The 16,775-nt window shown below is 73.1% G+C and carries 16 protein-coding genes, 1 tRNA gene and 1 other RNA gene; 7 read left to right on the forward strand and 11 right to left on the reverse strand.

Annotated features, from left to right (window positions below; translation table 11 throughout):
* Positions 1-71: 71 nt before the first annotated feature.
* The 3 genes from OG774_RS18670 to OG774_RS18680 form a co-directional block, all read right to left on the reverse strand.
* On the reverse strand, positions 72-1,124 hold the full coding sequence (locus tag OG774_RS18670; RefSeq protein ID WP_328303155.1) for an aspartate-semialdehyde dehydrogenase: 1,053 nt from the start codon (positions 1,122-1,124) through the stop codon (positions 72-74).
* A 2-nt stretch (positions 1,125-1,126) separates the two neighbouring features.
* Positions 1,127-2,392, reverse strand: coding sequence for an aspartate kinase (locus tag OG774_RS18675; RefSeq protein WP_328303157.1), 1,266 nt, complete (start codon positions 2,390-2,392; stop codon positions 1,127-1,129).
* Positions 2,393-2,484: 92 nt separating this feature from the next.
* Positions 2,485-2,844, reverse strand: a complete 360-nt coding sequence (locus tag OG774_RS18680; RefSeq protein ID WP_328303159.1) for a hypothetical protein — start codon at positions 2,842-2,844, stop codon at positions 2,485-2,487.
* Positions 2,845-3,187: 343 nt separating this feature from the next.
* Between OG774_RS18680 and leuA the strand changes: the two genes are divergently transcribed.
* Positions 3,188-4,975, forward strand: a complete 1,788-nt coding sequence (gene leuA, locus OG774_RS18685) for a 2-isopropylmalate synthase (protein WP_328311025.1) — start codon at positions 3,188-3,190, stop codon at positions 4,973-4,975.
* Positions 4,976-5,111: 136 nt separating this feature from the next.
* On the opposite strand, the gene OG774_RS18690 is transcribed toward leuA, so the two are convergent.
* Complete coding sequence (locus OG774_RS18690; RefSeq protein ID WP_328303161.1) at positions 5,112-5,279, reverse strand: DUF397 domain-containing protein; 168 nt, start codon at positions 5,277-5,279, stop codon at positions 5,112-5,114.
* 73 nt (positions 5,280-5,352) lie between these two features.
* Positions 5,353-6,231, reverse strand: a complete 879-nt coding sequence (locus OG774_RS18695; protein ID WP_328303164.1) for a helix-turn-helix domain-containing protein — start codon at positions 6,229-6,231, stop codon at positions 5,353-5,355.
* Positions 6,232-6,493: 262 nt separating this feature from the next.
* Here OG774_RS18695 and OG774_RS18700 point away from each other — a divergent pair, with 262 nt between their 5' ends.
* Positions 6,494-6,682, forward strand: coding sequence for a hypothetical protein (locus tag OG774_RS18700; protein ID WP_328303166.1), 189 nt, complete (start codon positions 6,494-6,496; stop codon positions 6,680-6,682).
* Here OG774_RS18700 and recR read toward each other — a convergent pair.
* Positions 6,679-7,287: a recombination mediator RecR gene (recR, locus tag OG774_RS18705; RefSeq protein ID WP_274188664.1), complete on the reverse strand. Its 609-nt coding sequence runs from the start codon at positions 7,285-7,287 to the stop codon at positions 6,679-6,681. The two genes, OG774_RS18700 and recR, sit on opposite strands and share 4 nt — an antisense overlap.
* 9 nt (positions 7,288-7,296) lie before the next feature.
* Complete coding sequence (locus OG774_RS18710; protein WP_328311026.1) at positions 7,297-7,617, reverse strand: YbaB/EbfC family nucleoid-associated protein; 321 nt, start codon at positions 7,615-7,617, stop codon at positions 7,297-7,299.
* A gap of 97 nt (positions 7,618-7,714) precedes the next feature.
* On the opposite strand from OG774_RS18710, the gene OG774_RS18715 reads away from it, so the two are divergent.
* Positions 7,715-9,523, forward strand: coding sequence for an alpha/beta fold hydrolase (locus OG774_RS18715; protein ID WP_328303169.1), 1,809 nt, complete (start codon positions 7,715-7,717; stop codon positions 9,521-9,523).
* A 13-nt stretch (positions 9,524-9,536) separates the two neighbouring features.
* Here the strand turns inward: OG774_RS18715 and OG774_RS18720 are convergent, their stop codons facing one another.
* Positions 9,537-10,133: a TetR-like C-terminal domain-containing protein gene (locus OG774_RS18720; protein WP_328303171.1), complete on the reverse strand. Its 597-nt coding sequence runs from the start codon at positions 10,131-10,133 to the stop codon at positions 9,537-9,539.
* Positions 10,134-10,210: 77 nt separating this feature from the next.
* Between OG774_RS18720 and OG774_RS18725 the strand changes: the two genes are divergently transcribed.
* Positions 10,211-11,251 (forward strand): aldo/keto reductase, encoded by a 1,041-nt coding sequence (locus tag OG774_RS18725; protein WP_328303173.1) that lies wholly within the window; start codon positions 10,211-10,213, stop codon positions 11,249-11,251.
* Here the strand turns inward: OG774_RS18725 and OG774_RS18730 are convergent.
* Complete coding sequence (locus OG774_RS18730; protein WP_328303175.1) at positions 11,248-13,380, reverse strand: DNA polymerase III subunit gamma and tau; 2,133 nt, start codon at positions 13,378-13,380, stop codon at positions 11,248-11,250. The two genes, OG774_RS18725 and OG774_RS18730, sit on opposite strands and share 4 nt — an antisense overlap.
* 44 nt (positions 13,381-13,424) lie before the next feature.
* Positions 13,425-13,519, reverse strand: an RNA gene (ffs, locus tag OG774_RS18735) — signal recognition particle sRNA small type.
* Between the two features lie 86 nt (positions 13,520-13,605).
* Here ffs and OG774_RS18740 point away from each other — a divergent pair.
* Positions 13,606-13,691, forward strand: a tRNA-Ser gene (locus OG774_RS18740).
* 114 nt (positions 13,692-13,805) lie between these two features.
* Here OG774_RS18740 and OG774_RS18745 read toward each other — a convergent pair.
* Positions 13,806-14,693: a hypothetical protein gene (locus OG774_RS18745; protein ID WP_328303177.1), complete on the reverse strand. Its 888-nt coding sequence runs from the start codon at positions 14,691-14,693 to the stop codon at positions 13,806-13,808.
* 237 nt (positions 14,694-14,930) lie between these two features.
* On the opposite strand from OG774_RS18745, the gene OG774_RS18750 reads away from it, so the two are divergent.
* Positions 14,931-15,743, forward strand: coding sequence for an LmeA family phospholipid-binding protein (locus tag OG774_RS18750; RefSeq protein WP_328303179.1), 813 nt, complete (start codon positions 14,931-14,933; stop codon positions 15,741-15,743).
* Between the two features lie 13 nt (positions 15,744-15,756).
* The gene (locus OG774_RS18755) at positions 15,757-16,758 is read left to right on the forward strand and encodes a Gfo/Idh/MocA family protein (protein WP_328303181.1); all 1,002 of its coding nucleotides are present in this window, start codon (positions 15,757-15,759) and stop codon (positions 16,756-16,758) included.
* The last annotated feature ends 17 nt before the right edge of the window (positions 16,759-16,775 follow it).

Raw genomic sequence — 16,775 nt, forward strand, 5'->3', positions numbered from 1 at the left:
CCGTGAGGTCATGATGACCCCAAGGTGCCACCGAGACTGGAATGAGTCAAGAAAAGCGGAGCGGCGCCGCCTCAGCTCCGGACGAGCTCCTCGGCGATCTCGTAGGTGTTCAGTGCGGCGCCCTTGCGCAGGTTGTCGCCGCACACGAAGAAGTCGAGGGTGTTCGGGAAGTCCAGCGCCTGCCGCACGCGCCCGACGTAGGTCGGGTCCTCGCCGACGACGTCCGCGGGAGTCGGGAAGCGCTTGGCCTCCGGCTCGTCGACCAGCACGATCGAGGACTGGGCGGCGAAGACCTGGTGCGCCGTCGCGACGTCCACGGGACCGTCGAACGTGGCGTGCACGGCGATCGAGTGCGTGGTGATCACCGGGACACGCGTGCAGGTGGCCGACACCTTGAGCTCGGGCAGACCGAGGATCTTGCGCGACTCGTTGCGGACCTTGAGCTCCTCGGAGGTCCAGCCGCCGTCCCGCAGCGAGCCCGCGAACGGCACGACGTTGAGCGCCAGCGGGGCGTTGAACGGGGAGTCCTCGGCGAGGCCGGCGGCCGCGAGGGCCTCGGCGACGTCGCCCTTGCGGTTGCCGACGTCCTTGCCGGCGACGGCCGCGAGCTCCGCGCGCAGGCGGTCGATGCCCTCCTGGCCCGCGCCGGACGCCGCCTGGTAGCTGGCCACGACGAGCTCGCGCAGCCCGAAGGCGCGGTGCAGGGCGCCGAGCGCCGCCATCATCGACAGCGTCGTGCAGTTCGGGTTGGCGACGATGCCCTTGGGCCGCGTGTGCGCCGCCTCCGCGTTGACCTCGGGCACGACGAGCGGGACCTCGGGGTCCATGCGGAACGCGCCGGAGTTGTCCACCGCGATCGCACCGCGGGACACCGCGATCGGCGCCCACTCGGCGCTGATCTCGTCGGGCACGTCGAACATCGCGATGTCGATGCCGTCGAAGGCCTCGGGCGCGAGCGCGACGACCTCGATCTCCTGGCCGCGCACCGTGAGGCGCTTGCCCGCCGAGCGCGGCGAGGCGATCAGGCGGATCTCCGACCAGGGCACGGTCTCACGGCCGTCGATGATGTCGATCATGACGGAGCCCACGGCCCCGGTCGCGCCGACGATGGCGAGGGTGGTCATGGTCAGCGTCCTGTTCCCGCGTGCACCACGGCCTCCTCGTCGCCCCCGAGGTCGAAGGCGGCGTGGAGGGCGCGGACGGCGTCGTCCAGCTGGGTGTCGCGCATGAGCGCGGAGATCCGGATCTCCGAGGTGTTCATCATCTCGATGTTCACGCCGGCGAGGGCCAGCGACTCGCAGAACGTCGCGGTGACGCCCGGGTGGCTGCGCATGCCGGCGCCCACGAGGGTCACCTTGCCGATGTGCTCGTCGTAGATGACGTCCTCGTGGCCGACCTCGCCCTGCACGGCGGACAGGGCGGCGACGCCCTTCGGGCCGTCCTTGACCGGCAGGGTGAAGGTGACGTCGGTCTTGCCCGTCTTCAGGTGCGACACGTTCTGCAGCACCATGTCGATGTTGATCTCGGCGTCGGCGACCGCGCGGAAGATGCGCGCCGCGAAGCCGGGCTGGTCGGGCACGCCGACCACCGTGATCTTGGCCTCGGACCGGTCGTGCGCGACGCCGGTGAGGACGGCCTGTTCCACGCTGAGCTCCTCGATCGACCCGACGATCGTCGTGCCGGGCTTGTCGTTGTACGACGAGCGCACCCGCAGCGGCACGCCCTCGCGGCGGGCGTACTCCACGGCGCGCAGGTGCAGCACCTTGGCCCCGCACGCGGCCATCTCGAGCATCTCCTCGTAGGTGATGGTCTCGAGCAGCTTCGCGTCCGGGACGATGCGCGGGTCGGCGGAGTACACGCCGTCGACGTCGGTGTAGATCTCGCAGACATCGGCCCTCATGGCCGCGGCCATCGCGACCGCGGTCGTGTCCGACCCGCCGCGGCCGAGCGTCGTGATCTCCTTCGAGTCCGCGCTGACGCCCTGGAACCCCGCGACGAGCGCGATGTGGTCCTCGGCGAGGGCGGCGTGGATGCGCCCCGGGGTGACGTCGACGATGCGGGCGTCGCCGTGCTTCCCCGTGGTGATCATGCCGGCCTGCGAGCCGCTGAACGACCGCGCGCGCCCGCCCTGGGCGTTGATCGCCATGGCCAGGAGCGCGTTGGAGATGCGCTCGCCCGACGTCAGCAGCATGTCCATCTCGCGCGGCGGCGGGCTGGGGTGCACCTGCATCGCGAGGTCGGTCAGCTCGTCGGTCGTGTCCCCCATGGCGGACGCGACGACGACCACGTCGTGCCCGTCCTTGCCGGTGCGCACGATCCGCTCGGCCACCCGCGTGATGCGGTCGGCCGACTGCACCGACGAGCCGCCGTACTTCTGGACGACGAGTGCCACCGCGACGGACCTCCACCTGCTGGTCGGCGAACGGCTCCGACCCTATCCGAGGCCCGTGGGCTCACGAGGTGGCTGTCACCACCGTGGGCCGGCTACGGCGCGAGGGCGTTGAGCAGCTTGGAGACGACGATCCCGATCACGAGCCACACGACTGCGGCGAGCCCGAAGTTCAGGATGATCCGCAGCGACTCGCTGGCCGGCAGGAAGAGGTCACCGATGCCCAGCGTCAGGTTGTTCGCGAGATCGCGGAAGAAGATCGTGATGCCGTTGGCGGGGTTGGCCCCGGTCACGGCGAGGATCACGTGGACGACGAGGATCGCCGCGAAGATGACGGTGAGGATCCGGATGACGGATGCCGCCACGGTGAGGACCTTGCGGACCAGTGCGCGCATGTCCTCGGAGGTGTGCGAACGCCGCTGTTCGGACGTGTCCGTGCTCGCATCCTGCGCCATGCGCGACATCATGGCACGTTGGTTGACTGGCCGGTAGCCGAGGGTGCGACCTGTGTCACCGAGGCGCTCCTTCGCAAGTCGGAGGCCCGTTCGGGGGTCCGCGGGCCCCTTCGTCCGGGGTCCCGGGGTACCGGACCACGACGTGGCGGGGCTACCGTGGAGGGCGATGTTCTCCGCGCCCGCAGCCCCGGCCATCACCCCGGGCCTGCTTCTTCGCCGCCGCGGCGGGGTCTGAAAGGACCGGCCCCCTGCCGCGGGTGATGCGCGCTGCCGGTCGCCATCCCTCGCAGTGCTGCAGGATCCAGGAGCGCGACACCCCATGAGCATCACTCCCGGCACGTCGATGAACGACGAGCCGATCGCCGACATCCGTTCGACCGTCGTCCATCCCGACGGCGACATCCCCGACGGCCAGCCGGCCTGGAACACCCAGCGCCCCAGCCGCATGCCGGTGCAGCGCTACCGCCGGTTCGCCGACCTCGTCGAGAAGATCTCGCTGCCCGACCGCACGTGGCCGGACCGCGTGATCGACAAGACCCCGCTCTGGGGCGCGGTCGACCTGCGCGACGGCAACCAGGCCCTCATCGACCCGATGTCGCCCGCGCGCAAGCGACGGATGTTCGACCTGCTCGTCCGCATGGGCTACAAGGAGATCGAGGTCGGCTTCCCCGCCGCCTCGCAGACCGACTTCGACTTCGTCCGCGAGATCATCGAGCAGGGCGCGATCCCGGCCGACGTCCGCATCCAGGTGCTGACCCAGGCCCGGCCCGAGCTGATCACGCGCACGTTCGAGTCCCTCGAGGGCGTGCACTCCGCGGTCGTCCACCTCTACAACTCGACCTCGATCCTGCAGCGGCGCGTGGTGTTCCGCTCCGACCGCGACGGCATCACGAAGATCGCGGTCGACGGAGCGAAGAAGGTCCGCGAGGAGGCCGAGAAGCGGCCGGGCACCGACTGGCGCTTCCAGTACTCGCCCGAGTCGTACACCGGCACCGAGCTCTCGTACGCCAAGGAGATCGTCGACGCCGTCGGTGACGTCTGGGAGCCGACGCCCGAGCGGCCGATGATCGTCAACCTGCCGGCCACGGTGGAGATGGCGACGCCGAACGTCTACGCGGACTCCATCGAGTGGATGCACCGCAACCTCGCGCGCCGCGACTCGATCATCCTGTCGCTGCACCCCCACAACGACCGCGGCACCGGCGTCGCCGCCGCCGAGCTCGGCGTCCAGGCCGGCGCCGACCGCGTCGAGGGCTGCCTGTTCGGCAACGGCGAGCGCACCGGCAACGTCTGCCTCGTGACCCTGGGCATGAACCTGTTCAGCCAGGGCATCGACCCGCAGATCGACTTCTCGGACATCGACGAGGTCCGCCGCACCGTCGAGTTCTGCAACCAGCTGCCCGTCGGCGAGCGCCACCCCTGGGGCGGTGACCTCGTCTTCACCGCGTTCTCGGGCTCGCACCAGGACGCGATCAACAAGGGCCTGCAGGCGATGGCGGCCGAGGCCTCGGAGGCCGGGCACGACGTGTCCGAGCACCCGTGGGAGGTCCCCTACCTGCCGATCGACCCGAAGGACGTCGGCCGCACGTACGAGGCCGTCATCCGGGTCAACTCGCAGTCGGGCAAGGGCGGCGTCGCCTACCTGATGAAGACCGAGCACCAGATGGACCTGCCGCGACGCCTGCAGATCGAGTTCTCGCGCCGCGTCCAGGAGGTCACCGACTCCGAGGGCGGCGAGGTCTCGGCCAAGGAGATGTACGACATCTTCACCGAGGAGTACCTGCTGCGCCGGGTGCCCCTGGAGCTCGTCAGCTCGCGGGTGTCGACCCACGACGACGGCAAGGCCGAGCTCAGCGCCACGCTGAAGGTCGAGGGCGACCTGCACGAGGTCACCGGCGTCGGCAACGGCCCGATCGCCGCCTTCGTCGACGCCCTCGCCACCGTCGGCTACGACGTCCGCGTCCTGGACTACGCCGAGCACGCGATGTCGGCGGGCGACGATGCCCGTGCCGCCGCCTACGTCGAGGCGGCCGTCGGCGACGTCGAGGTCTGGGGCATCGGCATCGACGGCTCGATCCTCACGGCCTCGCTGAAGGCCGTCGTGTCGGCGATCAACCGCGCGATGCGCTGACGTTCCCGACTTCGGTGGCGGAACCCGCGCTGGGCGCGGGTTTCGTCACCGAGGTCGCGTGTGCGCGGGCAAGATCCCGGTTCGCGGAGCGGTTGTCTCGCTCAGCGGAGCGTTTGCTCCATGAAACCGGATCTTGCTAGGGGAGGTCGAACTCCCCGGCCTTCACGCCCGCGACGAACGCCGCCCATTCCGAGGCCGTGAAGCTCAGCGCGCCGTCGGTCTTCGTGTCGACGACCCGCACCCCGTCGGCCCCGATCGCGACGCCGACACAGCTCCCGTCGCTGCAGAAGCTGCTCGTCCTCACCGGCACCTGAACGTCACGACGCGGTTGCACTGCGGCATCTTCGTGGCCTCCGCGACGTCGTCGGAAGCCGGACTCACCCATCGGAGGTGTCGATGCGGCGAACGGCTCGTTCCAGCAGCGGGACGGAGTCCGACTCGCTCAACGCCGCCGCGTACAGGCCCTTCAACCAGGCCTCGTGATCCGCGATCTCCGCCGGGTCCGCGAGGAACTCGCCCGCGACCGGCGGCCGCTCGACGTACACGAGGCCGTGCTCGATGCCCTCGGTGTAGTCGAGCTTGGCGAACGCGCCGCGGCTCCCGGGCACGAGGCCCGCCGAGAACGGCAGGACGCGCACGTCGACGTGCTCCGCCTCGGAGGCGGTCAGCAGGTGCTCGAGCTGCGCCTTGAGTATCTCGACCGATCCGACGACCCGATTGAGGATGGACTCGTCGAGCACGCACGCAAAGGCGAGCCCGTGCTCCTGCTTCAGGGCGTCCTGGCGCTGCATCCGCACCTCGACCAGCTTGTCGATCGTCCGCTCAGGTGCGGACGACCCCAGTGCGTTGCGGAGCACCACGCGGGCGTACTCGGGCGTCTGCAGGAGACCGTGCACGACGAACGGCTCGAACGCCTGGATCCGCGCCGCGTCCCACTCGAGCTCGACGTACGTCGCCATGGCGGGGGGCATGACGTCGCTGTACGACCGCCACCACATCTTCGCCTGGCCGGTCCGCGCCCAGGACTCGAGACGGTCGCGCATGCCGGCGTCCTGGACGTCGTACACGTCGAGCATGTCCCGCACGTCGCGCCAGCGGGGCACGCCCTTGCCGTTCTCGAGACGGCTGATCTTCGACGGCGAGCACTCGAGCCGGCGCGCCACGTCCTCGAGCTTGAGGCGCCGGCCCTCGCGCAGGCGCTTGAGCTCACCGCCGAGGCGGCGGCGGGTCACCACGGGGCCGGGCGACCAGGTCATCGGTACGCCTCCTGGGTCGGGCGCTTCTCCTGCGTCGGCCCCCCTGCCGACCTCTGCGCGTGCACGGTAGACCCCGCACGGCTATGTCGTCACGCAATCGTTGCGTGCAATTGCAAAATTCGCTTGTGCTGTGGGCTCTCACACAGCACTGTCAGGAATACCGGAGCTGGATCGCCGGAGCTGTGGACCGCACAACGGGCCGCACGACTCGACGGGAGGCACTGATCATGTGCGCAACGAAGGGCGGCCGACGATGACCGCCATGACCATCATCATCGCCGTAGTGATCTTCTGGGCGCTGTTCGTCGTGGGTGTGCTCGTGGGCATCTCCGTGCACCGCGAGGCGACGCGCAAGCGGATGGGGCGCGTGCACCGCGCCGAGATGGAGCTCGACCGGGCGGAGTCCGTCGCCTACCGCACGCCGATCCGGGCGCGGGACGCCCGGCTCTAGAAGGCGCGGCGACCTGCGAGGGCCCGACCGAGCGTGAGCTCGTCGGCGAACTCGAGGTCGCCGCCCATGGGGAGGCCGGAGGCCAGCTTGGTGACGCTGAGCCCCGGGAAGTCGCGCAGCAGCCGCACGAGATAGGTGGCCGTTGCCTCGCCCTCGGTGTTCGGGTCCATGGCCAGGATGACCTCGGCGATCTCCGGCTCGTCGCCGGCGCCGCCGATCCGGGTGAGCAGCTCACGGACGCGCAGCTGATCGGGGCCGATGCCCGAGAGCGGATCGAGCGCCCCGCCCAGGACGTGGTAGCGACCGCGGAACTCGCGGGTGCGCTCCACCGCCATGACGTCCTTGGGCTCCTCGACGACGCAGACCACCGTCGCGTCGCGCCGGGCGTCGCTGCAGATACGGCAGCGGGGCTGCTCGGAGACGTTGCCGCAGACGTCGCAGAAGACGACACCGACCTTGACCTTCTGCAGGGCCTCCTGCAGGCGCGTCACGTCGGCCTCCTCGGTGGCGAGGAGGTGGAAGGCGATGCGCTGGGCGCTCTTGGGACCGATGCCGGGCAGCCGGCCCAGCTCGTCGATCAGGTCCTGGACCGGCCCCTCGAACACCGCGGGGACCTACTGGCCCGGCAGGCCCAGCCCGCCGCCCATGTCCCCGAGCCCGCCGGCGAGCGGGCCCATCTTCTCGGCCTGGAGCTCGGCGGCCGCCTGCGCCGCGTCGGAGATCGCACCGACGATGAGGTCCTGCAGCGTCTCGACGTCGTCGGGGTCGACGACCTTCGGGTCGATCTTCACGGAGCGGACCTCGCCAGTGGCGGTCTGCGTGACCGTGACCAGCCCGTTGCCCGCCTGGCCGGTGACCTCGGCCTCAGCGAGCTCCGCCTGGGCGGACATCAGCTGCTCCTGCATCGCCTGCGCCTGCTGCAGCAGCGCGCCCATGTCCATGCCTTCAGGGTTCTGACCAGGTTGCACGTCACCACCCTAACCGCGTCCCATGTGTCGCCGCGGAGCCCCGCGGAAGGCAGGCTCCCTCGCGATGAATGAGACGACCGACCTGCTGCACCGCCTCCTCGAGGCCACCACCTGGCGCGCGTTCGACGTGGACGCCCAGGGCCGAATCCTCGCCGGGCACGACGCTTCCGGGACGGTCCAGCTCGTCGAGCTGCGTCCCGATGGCGAACGCGTGGCCCTCACGGCCCTGCCGGGCGCCTGCCACGGGCGGTACCTGCCGGGCACGCGGCGCGTCGTCGTCTCCCACGACGCCGGCGGCGACGAGCGCGCCCAGCTCTCGCTGCTCGACCCGGACGCCGTGACCGAGCCTGTCGGCGAGGACGGGCTCGTCCCGCTCGTGCACGACCCCGCGTACATCCACGGTCTCGTCGAGGTCCTCCCGACCGGCGAGGTCGTCTACACGACGAACCGGCGCAACGGCGTCGACTTCGACCTCGTCGTCCGCCGCGTCGGGGACGGCACCGAGACCGTCCTCTACGACGGCGGCGGAATGGTCGGCGGCGCCGCGGTGAGCCACGACGGCACGCGCGCGCTGATGACGCGACCCGGCCGCCCAGCGCTGAGCTCGCAGGTCCTGCTGCTCGCCGGCGACACGACCACCGAGCTCACCGACGCCGGGGAGCACGCCCGCTACCTCGGGCCGCAGTGGCTGCCCCAGGGCGAGTCCGCAGTGATCACCACGGACTCCGGGCGCGACCACCTCGGCGTCGCCCGGCTCGACGTCCGCAGCGGCGAGCTGACCTGGCTGGTGACCGACGACGAGCACGACGTCACCGCCCGCCTGTCCCCGGACGGCGAGACGCTCCTGGTGGTGACCGACGACGACGGCACGAGCCGCCTCGCGGTCCACGACGTCGACGGCACCTTCCGGCACGCGGTCGGCCTGCCCGCCGAGCTGCGCGGCGGGGTCGCCGACTTCCTCGCCGTGCCGCGCTGGTCGCCCGACGGCACCGGGCTCGCGATCACGTGGACCGACCCCGCGACCCCGGCCGACGTCCTGCTCGTCGACGCCGCGCGCGGCCGCTCCGGTGTGGTGGCCTCGTCCCGCGAGCCGCTGGCGGACCTCGACCTCGTCGCCCCCACCAGCCACGGCGTGCCGACGCCGGACGGCGAGACCGTGCCGTGCTTCGTCTACACCCCGACCCAACCGTCCGGATCGAGCGTGACGATCGTGCACGGTGGGCCCGAGGGGCAGTCGGTGCGCGCGTTCTCGCCGATCGTCCAGGCGCTGGTCGGCGCCGGGCACACCGTTCTCGTGCCGAATGTGCGCGGCTCGGTGGGCTACGGAAAGCGCTGGTACTCGCTCGACGACGTCGAACTGCGCCTCGACTCCGTCGCCGACCTCGCCGCCCTGCACGCCTACCTCCCCCGCCTCGGGCTCGACCCCGCGCGGGCGGCGCTGTGGGGCGGCTCGTACGGCGGCTACATGGTGCTCGCCGGGCTCGCCTTCCAGCCCGAGCTCTGGGCGGCGGGCGTCGACATCGTCGGCATCTCGTCGCTCGTGACGTTCCTGGAGAACACCTCGCCCTACCGGCGCGCCCACCGCGAGCGGGAGTACGGCTCGCTGGAGCGCGACCGCGCGTTCCTCGAGCGCGCGTCGCCGCTGACGCGGATCGGCGACGTGCGCGCGCCGTTGTTCGTCATCCACGGCGCGAACGACCCGCGGGTGCCGCTGTCCGAGGCCGAGCAGGTGGCCGCGGCGGTGCGGGCCAACGGCGTCGAGGTGGAGATGGTGGTCTACGACGACGAGGGCCACGGGCTGGCCAAGCGCGCCAACCGGCTCGACGCCTATCCCCGGGCGGTTGCGTTCCTGGGGCGGGCGCTGACGAGCTGATCGCCCAGGACCCCTACTCCGCGAAGACCCCGGCGCGCGCCGCCGCGGCCGCCGCCCGCGCGGCGCGGCGCGCGTCGTCCTTGGTGGGCACCTCGCCCCGGGTGAGCAACTGGTAGTACAGCGGCGCGGACACCGCGCGGACGACCGCGGAGGGATCGGTCCCGCGAGGCACCTCCCCCCGCTCGACGGCGTCCATGACGCACGGGCTCCACGTGGCGATCCGGCGGTCGTAGAAGCCGCGCAGCGCCTCGGCGGTGCCGGGATCGGCGGTGGCCGACGCGACGAGCGCGGCGAAAAGTCGGCCCTGGCGGGGGTCGGCGAGGGTCGACCGGACCAGGTCGGCGTTGGCCGCGAGGTCGCCGTCCAGCGTGCCGGTGTCGACCCGGGGCAACGACGTCTCGGCCATGTCGGCGACGAGGTCGTTGACGACCGCGGCGACGGTGCCCCACCGCCGGTAGACCGTGGTCTTGCCGATCCCGGCCCGACGGGCGAGCTCGGCGAGGTCGATCCCGGACGGCCCGCCGTCGACGAGCGCCTCGGCCGCCGCGTCGAGCAGCGCGGCCCGGACCCGCGCGGCCCTGCCCCCGGGACGGACGTCGGCTCCTGGCACCGACACAGCTTATCGGTTCTCTGGTCCCGTTTGTGCTACGGTCGTTAACGGAACTAAAGCACCGTTAAGGAGTGGTCATGGAACATCGGACGCTGGGCCGCAGTGGACTGCGCGTGCCGGTGCTGGGCTTCGGGGCCGGCACGTTCGGCGGGCGGGGAGAGCTCTTCGGGGCCTGGGGCTCGACCGACGTCACCGCGGCGCGGGACATCGTCGCCCGGTGCCTCGACGCCGGGGTGACGCTGTTCGACACCGCCGACGTGTACTCCGAGGGCGCCTCGGAGGAGGTCCTGGGCGCCGCGGTGGGACGTCGCCGGGACGAGGTGCTGATCTCGACGAAGGCCGCGCTCCCTGCCGGACCCGGCGCGAACGACGCCGGCACCTCCCGCCAGCACCTCCGCCGCGCCGTGCACGACGCGCTGCGCCGGCTGGGCACCGACCACATCGACCTGTTCCAGCTCCACGCCTACGACGCCTCGACCCCCGTCGACGAGGTCCTGTCGACCCTCGACCGGCTCGTCGACGACGGCACGATCCGCTACGTCGGCGTCTCCAACTACTCCGGGTGGCAGCTCATGCGCGCCCTCGAGCGTGCCGACCAGCACGGATGGCCCCGCTTCGTGGCCCACCAGGTCTACTACTCGCTGATCGGGCGCGACTACGAGTGGGACCTCATGCCCCTCGGCTCCGAGGAGGGCGTCGGGGCGCTGGTCTGGAGCCCGCTCGGGTGGGGCCGTCTGACAGGTCGCGTGCGCCGCGGGGCCCCGCTCCCGGCGGGGAGCCGGCTGCACACCACCGCCGCCGCTGGGCCACCGGTGGACGACCAGCTGCTCCACGACGTCGTCGACGTCCTCGAGGCGATCGCCGTCGAGACCGGCCGGACCGTCCCGCAGATCGCCCTGAACTGGCTGACGACCCGCCCAACGGTGAGCTCGGTGATCGTCGGCGCCCGCGACCTCGACCAGCTCGAGCAGAACCTCGGCGCCGTCGGCTGGGACCTCGACGGTGACCAGCTCACCCGCCTCGACGCGGTCAGCCGTCGCCCCGCGCCCTACCCGCACTTCCCGTACGAGCGCCAGGAAGGCTTCGCCCGGCTCAACCCGCCCGTGGCGGCTCGCTAGCGGCCGTCGACGCGCCGCGCGCCGAGCTGCGAGGTCAGCAGCTCCATGGCCGCCTCCTCGGGATCGACGCGCGCGCCGCCCGCGGTCCCGCCCGGATCGGCGGCCGCCTCGGCGTACATGTCCTCCTCGGACACCCTATCGGCGTGCTCGTCCGAATCTTCTTCAGGCGGCTCCGGAGGGGGCGGGATGTCCGACGGCGGGGCGGGGCGCCGGGCCGGTGGGGCGTCGCCCGACCCACCCCGGGCGGGAGCCTCGGCGGGAGGAGCGTCCGCTCGCGGCGGCTGCTCCGGGCGCTGGGGGCGCTCGGGGCGCCGCGGCGGGTCGGGGCGTTGACGGCTCTGCTCCGGGCGTCCGCCGCCCCGCGCTCCGCCCTGACCGCCACCGCCGCCGTCTCCCCCGCCGGTGCCGTGCACCGCCTGCACGGTCCACTGCCCCGAGAGCACGGCCCCGAGCGCCGCGGCGACGTGGTCGGCGCGGTTGGGCTGGGAGAGCTGGCGCGCGAGCGGGGGCGTCGGCATACCGAGCGTGATCGTCGTGCCCTCGACCGCCGTCACCGTCGCGTTCTGCAGCAGCGCGTGGGTGGGCTTGTTGCGCTCGCGGACCTGGGTCATCACCTCGGGCCAGACCCGGCGCAGCGCCGCGGCGTCGAGCGCGCCGGCGGCCGCCGGGGCGCGCTGGGGCTCCGGGGTCGGCTCGGGCTCGGGCGCCTGCGGGGGCTCCGGAGCAGCGGGACGCTCGGGGGCGGCCGACCGTTCCGGGCGCTCCGGGCGCTGGGGCTCCGCGTGCGGCCGCTCCCGGGGAGCGTCGCGCGGCGGCTCGTCGCGGGCCGCGACGGTGGCGGTCGGCCGGTCGGTGGGCGGCACGACGGTGGCGTCGAGCTCGCCGGCGCGCGAGGGAGCTTCGTCGTCGGACCGCTGCGACGGCCGGCTGAAGCGGGAGGACGCGTCGTCGGACGGGCCGGGCGCGCCCACCGCGAGGCGCCGCTCGACGCCCTCGAGGCGCTGGATCATCGCCGCGTCGGCCGACGAGGCGGCGGGCAGCAGCATGCGGGCGCAGACCAGCTCGAGCAGCAGCCGCGCGGCCGTCGCCCCGCGCATCTCGGTGAGCGCGGTGTGCACGAGCTCCGCGTGGCGGGCCAGCGCTGCCGGGCCGAGGCGCTGCGCCTGATCGACCATCCGCTCCATCTCGTCGGCGGGGACGTCGACGAGACCGCGCTCCCCGGCGTCGGGGACGGCCTGGACGAGGATGAGGTCGCGCAGGCGCTGCAGCAGGTCGGCGGCGAAGCGCCGTGGGTCGTGCCCCGCCTCGACGAGCCGGTCGACCGCCCCGAACACCGCGGGCCCGTCACCGGCACCGAGCGCATCGACGACGTCGTCGAGGATCGCGACGTCGGTGACCCCGAGCAGCCCCACCGCGTGGGAGTAGGTGACGCCCTCCTCGCCGGCGCCGGCCAGCAGCTGGTCGAGCACCGAGAGCGAGTCGCGGGCGGACCCGCCGCCGGCTCGCACCACGAGCGGGTAGACGGCCGGCTCGACCGTCACGCCCTCCTCGGTGCAGATGCGCTCGAGGAGCCCGCGCAGCGTGCTGGGCGGCAGCAGGCGGAACGGGTAGTGGTGGGTGCGCGAGCGGATGGTGGTGAGCACCTTGTCCGGCTCGGTGGTGGCGAAGATGAAGATCAGGTGCTCGGGCGGCTCCTCGACCACCTTGAGCAGCGCGTTGAACGCCGCCGTGGTGACCATGTGCGCCTCGTCGATGATGAAGACGCGGTAGCGGGAGCTCACCGGCGCGAAGTGGGCGCGGTCGCGCAGCTCACGGGCGTCGTCGACGCCGTTGTGGCTCGCGGCGTCCATCTCGGTGACGTCGAGCGAGCCGGGGCCGTTGGGGGCGAGCGCGATGCAGGACTCGCAGACGCCGCACGGGTCGGGCGTCGGACCCTGCTCGCAGTTCAGCGAGCGGGCCAGGATGCGTGCGCTGGACGTCTTGCCGCAGCCCCGCGGCCCGGAGAAGAGGTAGGCGTGGTTGATCCGGCCGGCGGCCAGCGCCGTGCGCAGCGGATCGGTGACGTGCTCCTGACCGACCACCTCGGCGAACGTCGCCGGCCGGTACCTGCGGTAGAGCGCCAGAGCCACGAGCCCGAGGCTACGCGGGCCCCCCGACGTCGCCGGAGGGGAGATGAAGGGGACCCCGCGCACCCGCCAGAGCCCGCTGACCCTTGCTGCCTTCCGGCCCTGGGGGAGTTCACAGGATGGACGCCGCGCGGGGTCCGTGGCCCAGTGTAACGAAGCCGGCCGATCCCCACGCGAGGGCCGCCCCGACCCCCTCGGCGCCTCCCGCCGGGCTGTATCGTGCCCCGCGGAGGATTGGCCGAGCGGCCTAAGGCGCACGATTGGAAATCGTGTAGGGCTCAACACCCTCACGGGTTCAAATCCCGTATCCTCCGCACCCGCTGACCAGCGGCGACGCCGGCCGGACCCTCGTGGCCCGGCCGGCGTTCGTGTGCCCGGTCCTGCGCCGCGGTGCCGCCCCGGCGCTCGGCCGGGACGGCACCGCCGGATCAGCGCGAGGTCCCGCGCCCGCTCGACGTGCCGGAGGTCGTCCGCCGCGCCGGCCGGGAACCCCCGGAGGCCTTCCGGGTGCCGGTGGCGCGACGCCGCCCGGAGCTGTCCGCGTCGTCGCCGTTCGCTCGCCGGGGCGTCCTGTCGCGCTCCCCGGCGTCCCCAGCCGCCCCGTCGCCCGCGGTCCCGGTCTCGGTCTCGGTCTCCGTGGGGACGTCGACGTCCACCGGCGCGGCGACCTCCGCGGCCCCGGTGTCCGTCTCCGTCGGGGTGTCGACGTCCTCCGGCACGTCGACGTCGAACTCGGCGATGGCCTCGGCCTCCACGTCGTCCTCGTCAGCCCCCGTCGGGACCGCGACGTCGGCGTCGGCGTCCTCCGTGCCGGCGGCCTCCTCCGTGTCGACGGCCTCCTCCGTGCCGGCGGCCTCCGCCTCGGCCGCGGTGACGTCGGCGATCTCCTCGTCGCCGGAGCCCTCGCCCCGGGAACCCACGCTGGAGCCCTCGCCCCCGGAACCCTCGCCACCGCGCGGGGTCGCGTCGCCCTCCCGCCCGGCGACGTCCTCCCGGGACGCCGGGAGCGCCTCGTCGTCCCCCTGGTCGCCGGAGCGACCCGTCGGTGCCGGTGCGACCGGTGTCGGCGCCACGGTGGGACCCGGGGCCTGCCGCCGCGCCTGCACCGTCGCGGACAGGCGCTCGGCGCCCGCCGCGGCCTTCTCGCTCGCCCGCTCCCCCACGTCGAGCACCGGCGAGGACGCGTGGACGAGCGCGACGGCCAGGCGCCGCTGCGAGTCCACCACCTCGCCGTAGATGCGGAACACGTCGTCGAACCAGGTCGCGACGGCGTCGGACACCGTCGGTGACGTCTGGCCGTGCTTCTCGGAGGTCATGCGCCTCCCCATCCTCGTGCCGGATGCCGTCCCGGGTGCTCGAGACGTCAGGAACGCCGCCTGGTGCCCGCCCGCCTCGGTCGACACGCGGATCACGCGGGGATCGGGCCGGAGTCACGCCGATCGGCGCAGCGCGGCCCACCGGCCGCGCGGGCCCCCGAGGCCGGTCGTCCGGCAACCGTCCGGCCCCGGCCCCGGCCGACCGCGTCGTCGACGGCTGATGACACGGTGTCGGGCGTGCGCGGACTGCTGATCGCCCTGGTCGTGATCGTCGCCGTGCTGGTCGGTGTCGACTTCGCGGCCCGGTGGGTCGCCGAGGACCGGGTGGGGGCGGCGCTGCAGAGCTCGCTGGACCTGCCGCAGCCGCCGGACGTCGACATCCGCGGCTTCCCGTTCCTCACCCAGGCCCTCGCCGGGAGCTACGACGACGTCGGGCTCTCGGCGCCGGGCATCCGTTACGGCGAGCTGCGCGACCTCACACTGACCGCGGACCTCTCCGGGGTGTCCCTGCCGCTGGAGAACCTGGTGAACGGGCAGGTCCGCGAGATCCCCGCCCGCCAGGTCACGGCGGCGGCGCGGGTCAACCCCACCGACCTCGCCCGGCTGCTCGACGTCGGCGACCTGACCATCGAGCCGCTCACCGAGGCCGACCTCGAGCGCCTGCGCTCCGAGGCCGAGGCCGACGACTCCGGCGCCTCGGGCAGCAGCGAGGCGCTGGCCGACGTGGACCCGGCGTCGTCGGTCCGCCTCACGTCGTCGACGACCGTGCAGGGCCAGCAGGTGCAGGTCGCGGTCATCGCGTCGTTCCGGCTCTCCGGCGGGCGCATCACCCTCTCGGCCCGCGACATCCGCGTCGAGGGCGGCGAGGGCGCGGCCGGGCAGGTCGCGGCGAGCGCGCTGCGGTCGCGGCTGTCGGGCTTCTCCACCAGCGTCGACCCCGGCGAGCTGCCGTTCTCCATCTCCGCGACGGAGCTGCGCGCCGAGGACGGCGTCCTGGTGGTCTCGGGGACCGCGCGGGACGTCGACCTCCTGGCCCGTCCGGGGTCCTGACACAGTGAGCCCCATGCAGGACATCCGCTGGGGCATCGCGGGACCAGGCCGCATCGCCGCGAAGGTCGCCGAGGACCTGGCCCTGGTCGAGGGCGCGTCCCTCGTCGCCGTCGGCTCCCGCTCGGAGGAACGCGCCCGGGCCTTCGCCGACGACCACGGTGGTGCCGACGTGCGCGCGCACGGCAGCTACCGCGCCCTCGTCGACGACCCGGACGTCGACGTCGTCTACCTCGCCACGCCGCACCCCCAGCACGCCGCGCTCGCGGTGGCGTGCCTCGAGGCCGGCAAGGCCGTCCTGGTCGAGAAGACCTTCACGGCCACGCTGGCCGGGGCCTGGCGGGTGGTCGACACCGCGCGCACCCAGGGCGTGTTCGCGATGGAGGCGATGTGGACCCGCTTCCAGCCCGCCGTCGTGCGGATGCGTGAACTGATCGCGCAGGGCGAGATCGGCGAGCCCCGGTCGGTGCAGGCCGACCTCGGCACGGTCCGCGACGTCGACCCGACCGACCGCCTCTTCTCCCTCGAGCTGGGCGGGGGCGCGCTGCTCGACCTGGGCGTCTACCCCGTGTCGTTCGCGCAGATGGTGCTGGGCACCCCGGACCGAGTCCACGCCGTCGCGTCCCGGGAGACCACCGGTGTCGACGCCGACGGCGCGATGCTGCTGTCGTGGGAGGACGGGCGCTACGCGACGCTGCAGACGTCGTTCCACAGCCCGTCGCCCGGGCAGGCGCGGGTCTTCGGCACCACGGGCTGGATCGACGTCCTTCCCCGCTTCCACCACCCCAGCACGATCGTGCTGCACCACGACACCAACGACCCGGGCGAGCGGATCGAGCTGCCCGCCACCGGCTCCGGGCTCTACCACGAGCTCGTCGAGGTCACCGAGTGCCTGCGCTCCGGCGCGACCGAGAGCACGGTGATGCCGCTGGACGACACGCTCGCCGTGCAGGGCGTCCTCGCCGAGGCGGGAGACCAGCTCGGCCTCGTCTTCCGGGAGGACGACACGGCGGTGTGACCAGCGCCTACCCTGCA

The sequence above is a fragment of the Actinomycetospora sp. NBC_00405 genome, from assembly GCF_036044095.1.
GTDB lineage: Bacteria > Actinomycetota > Actinomycetes > Mycobacteriales > Pseudonocardiaceae > Actinomycetospora > Actinomycetospora callitridis.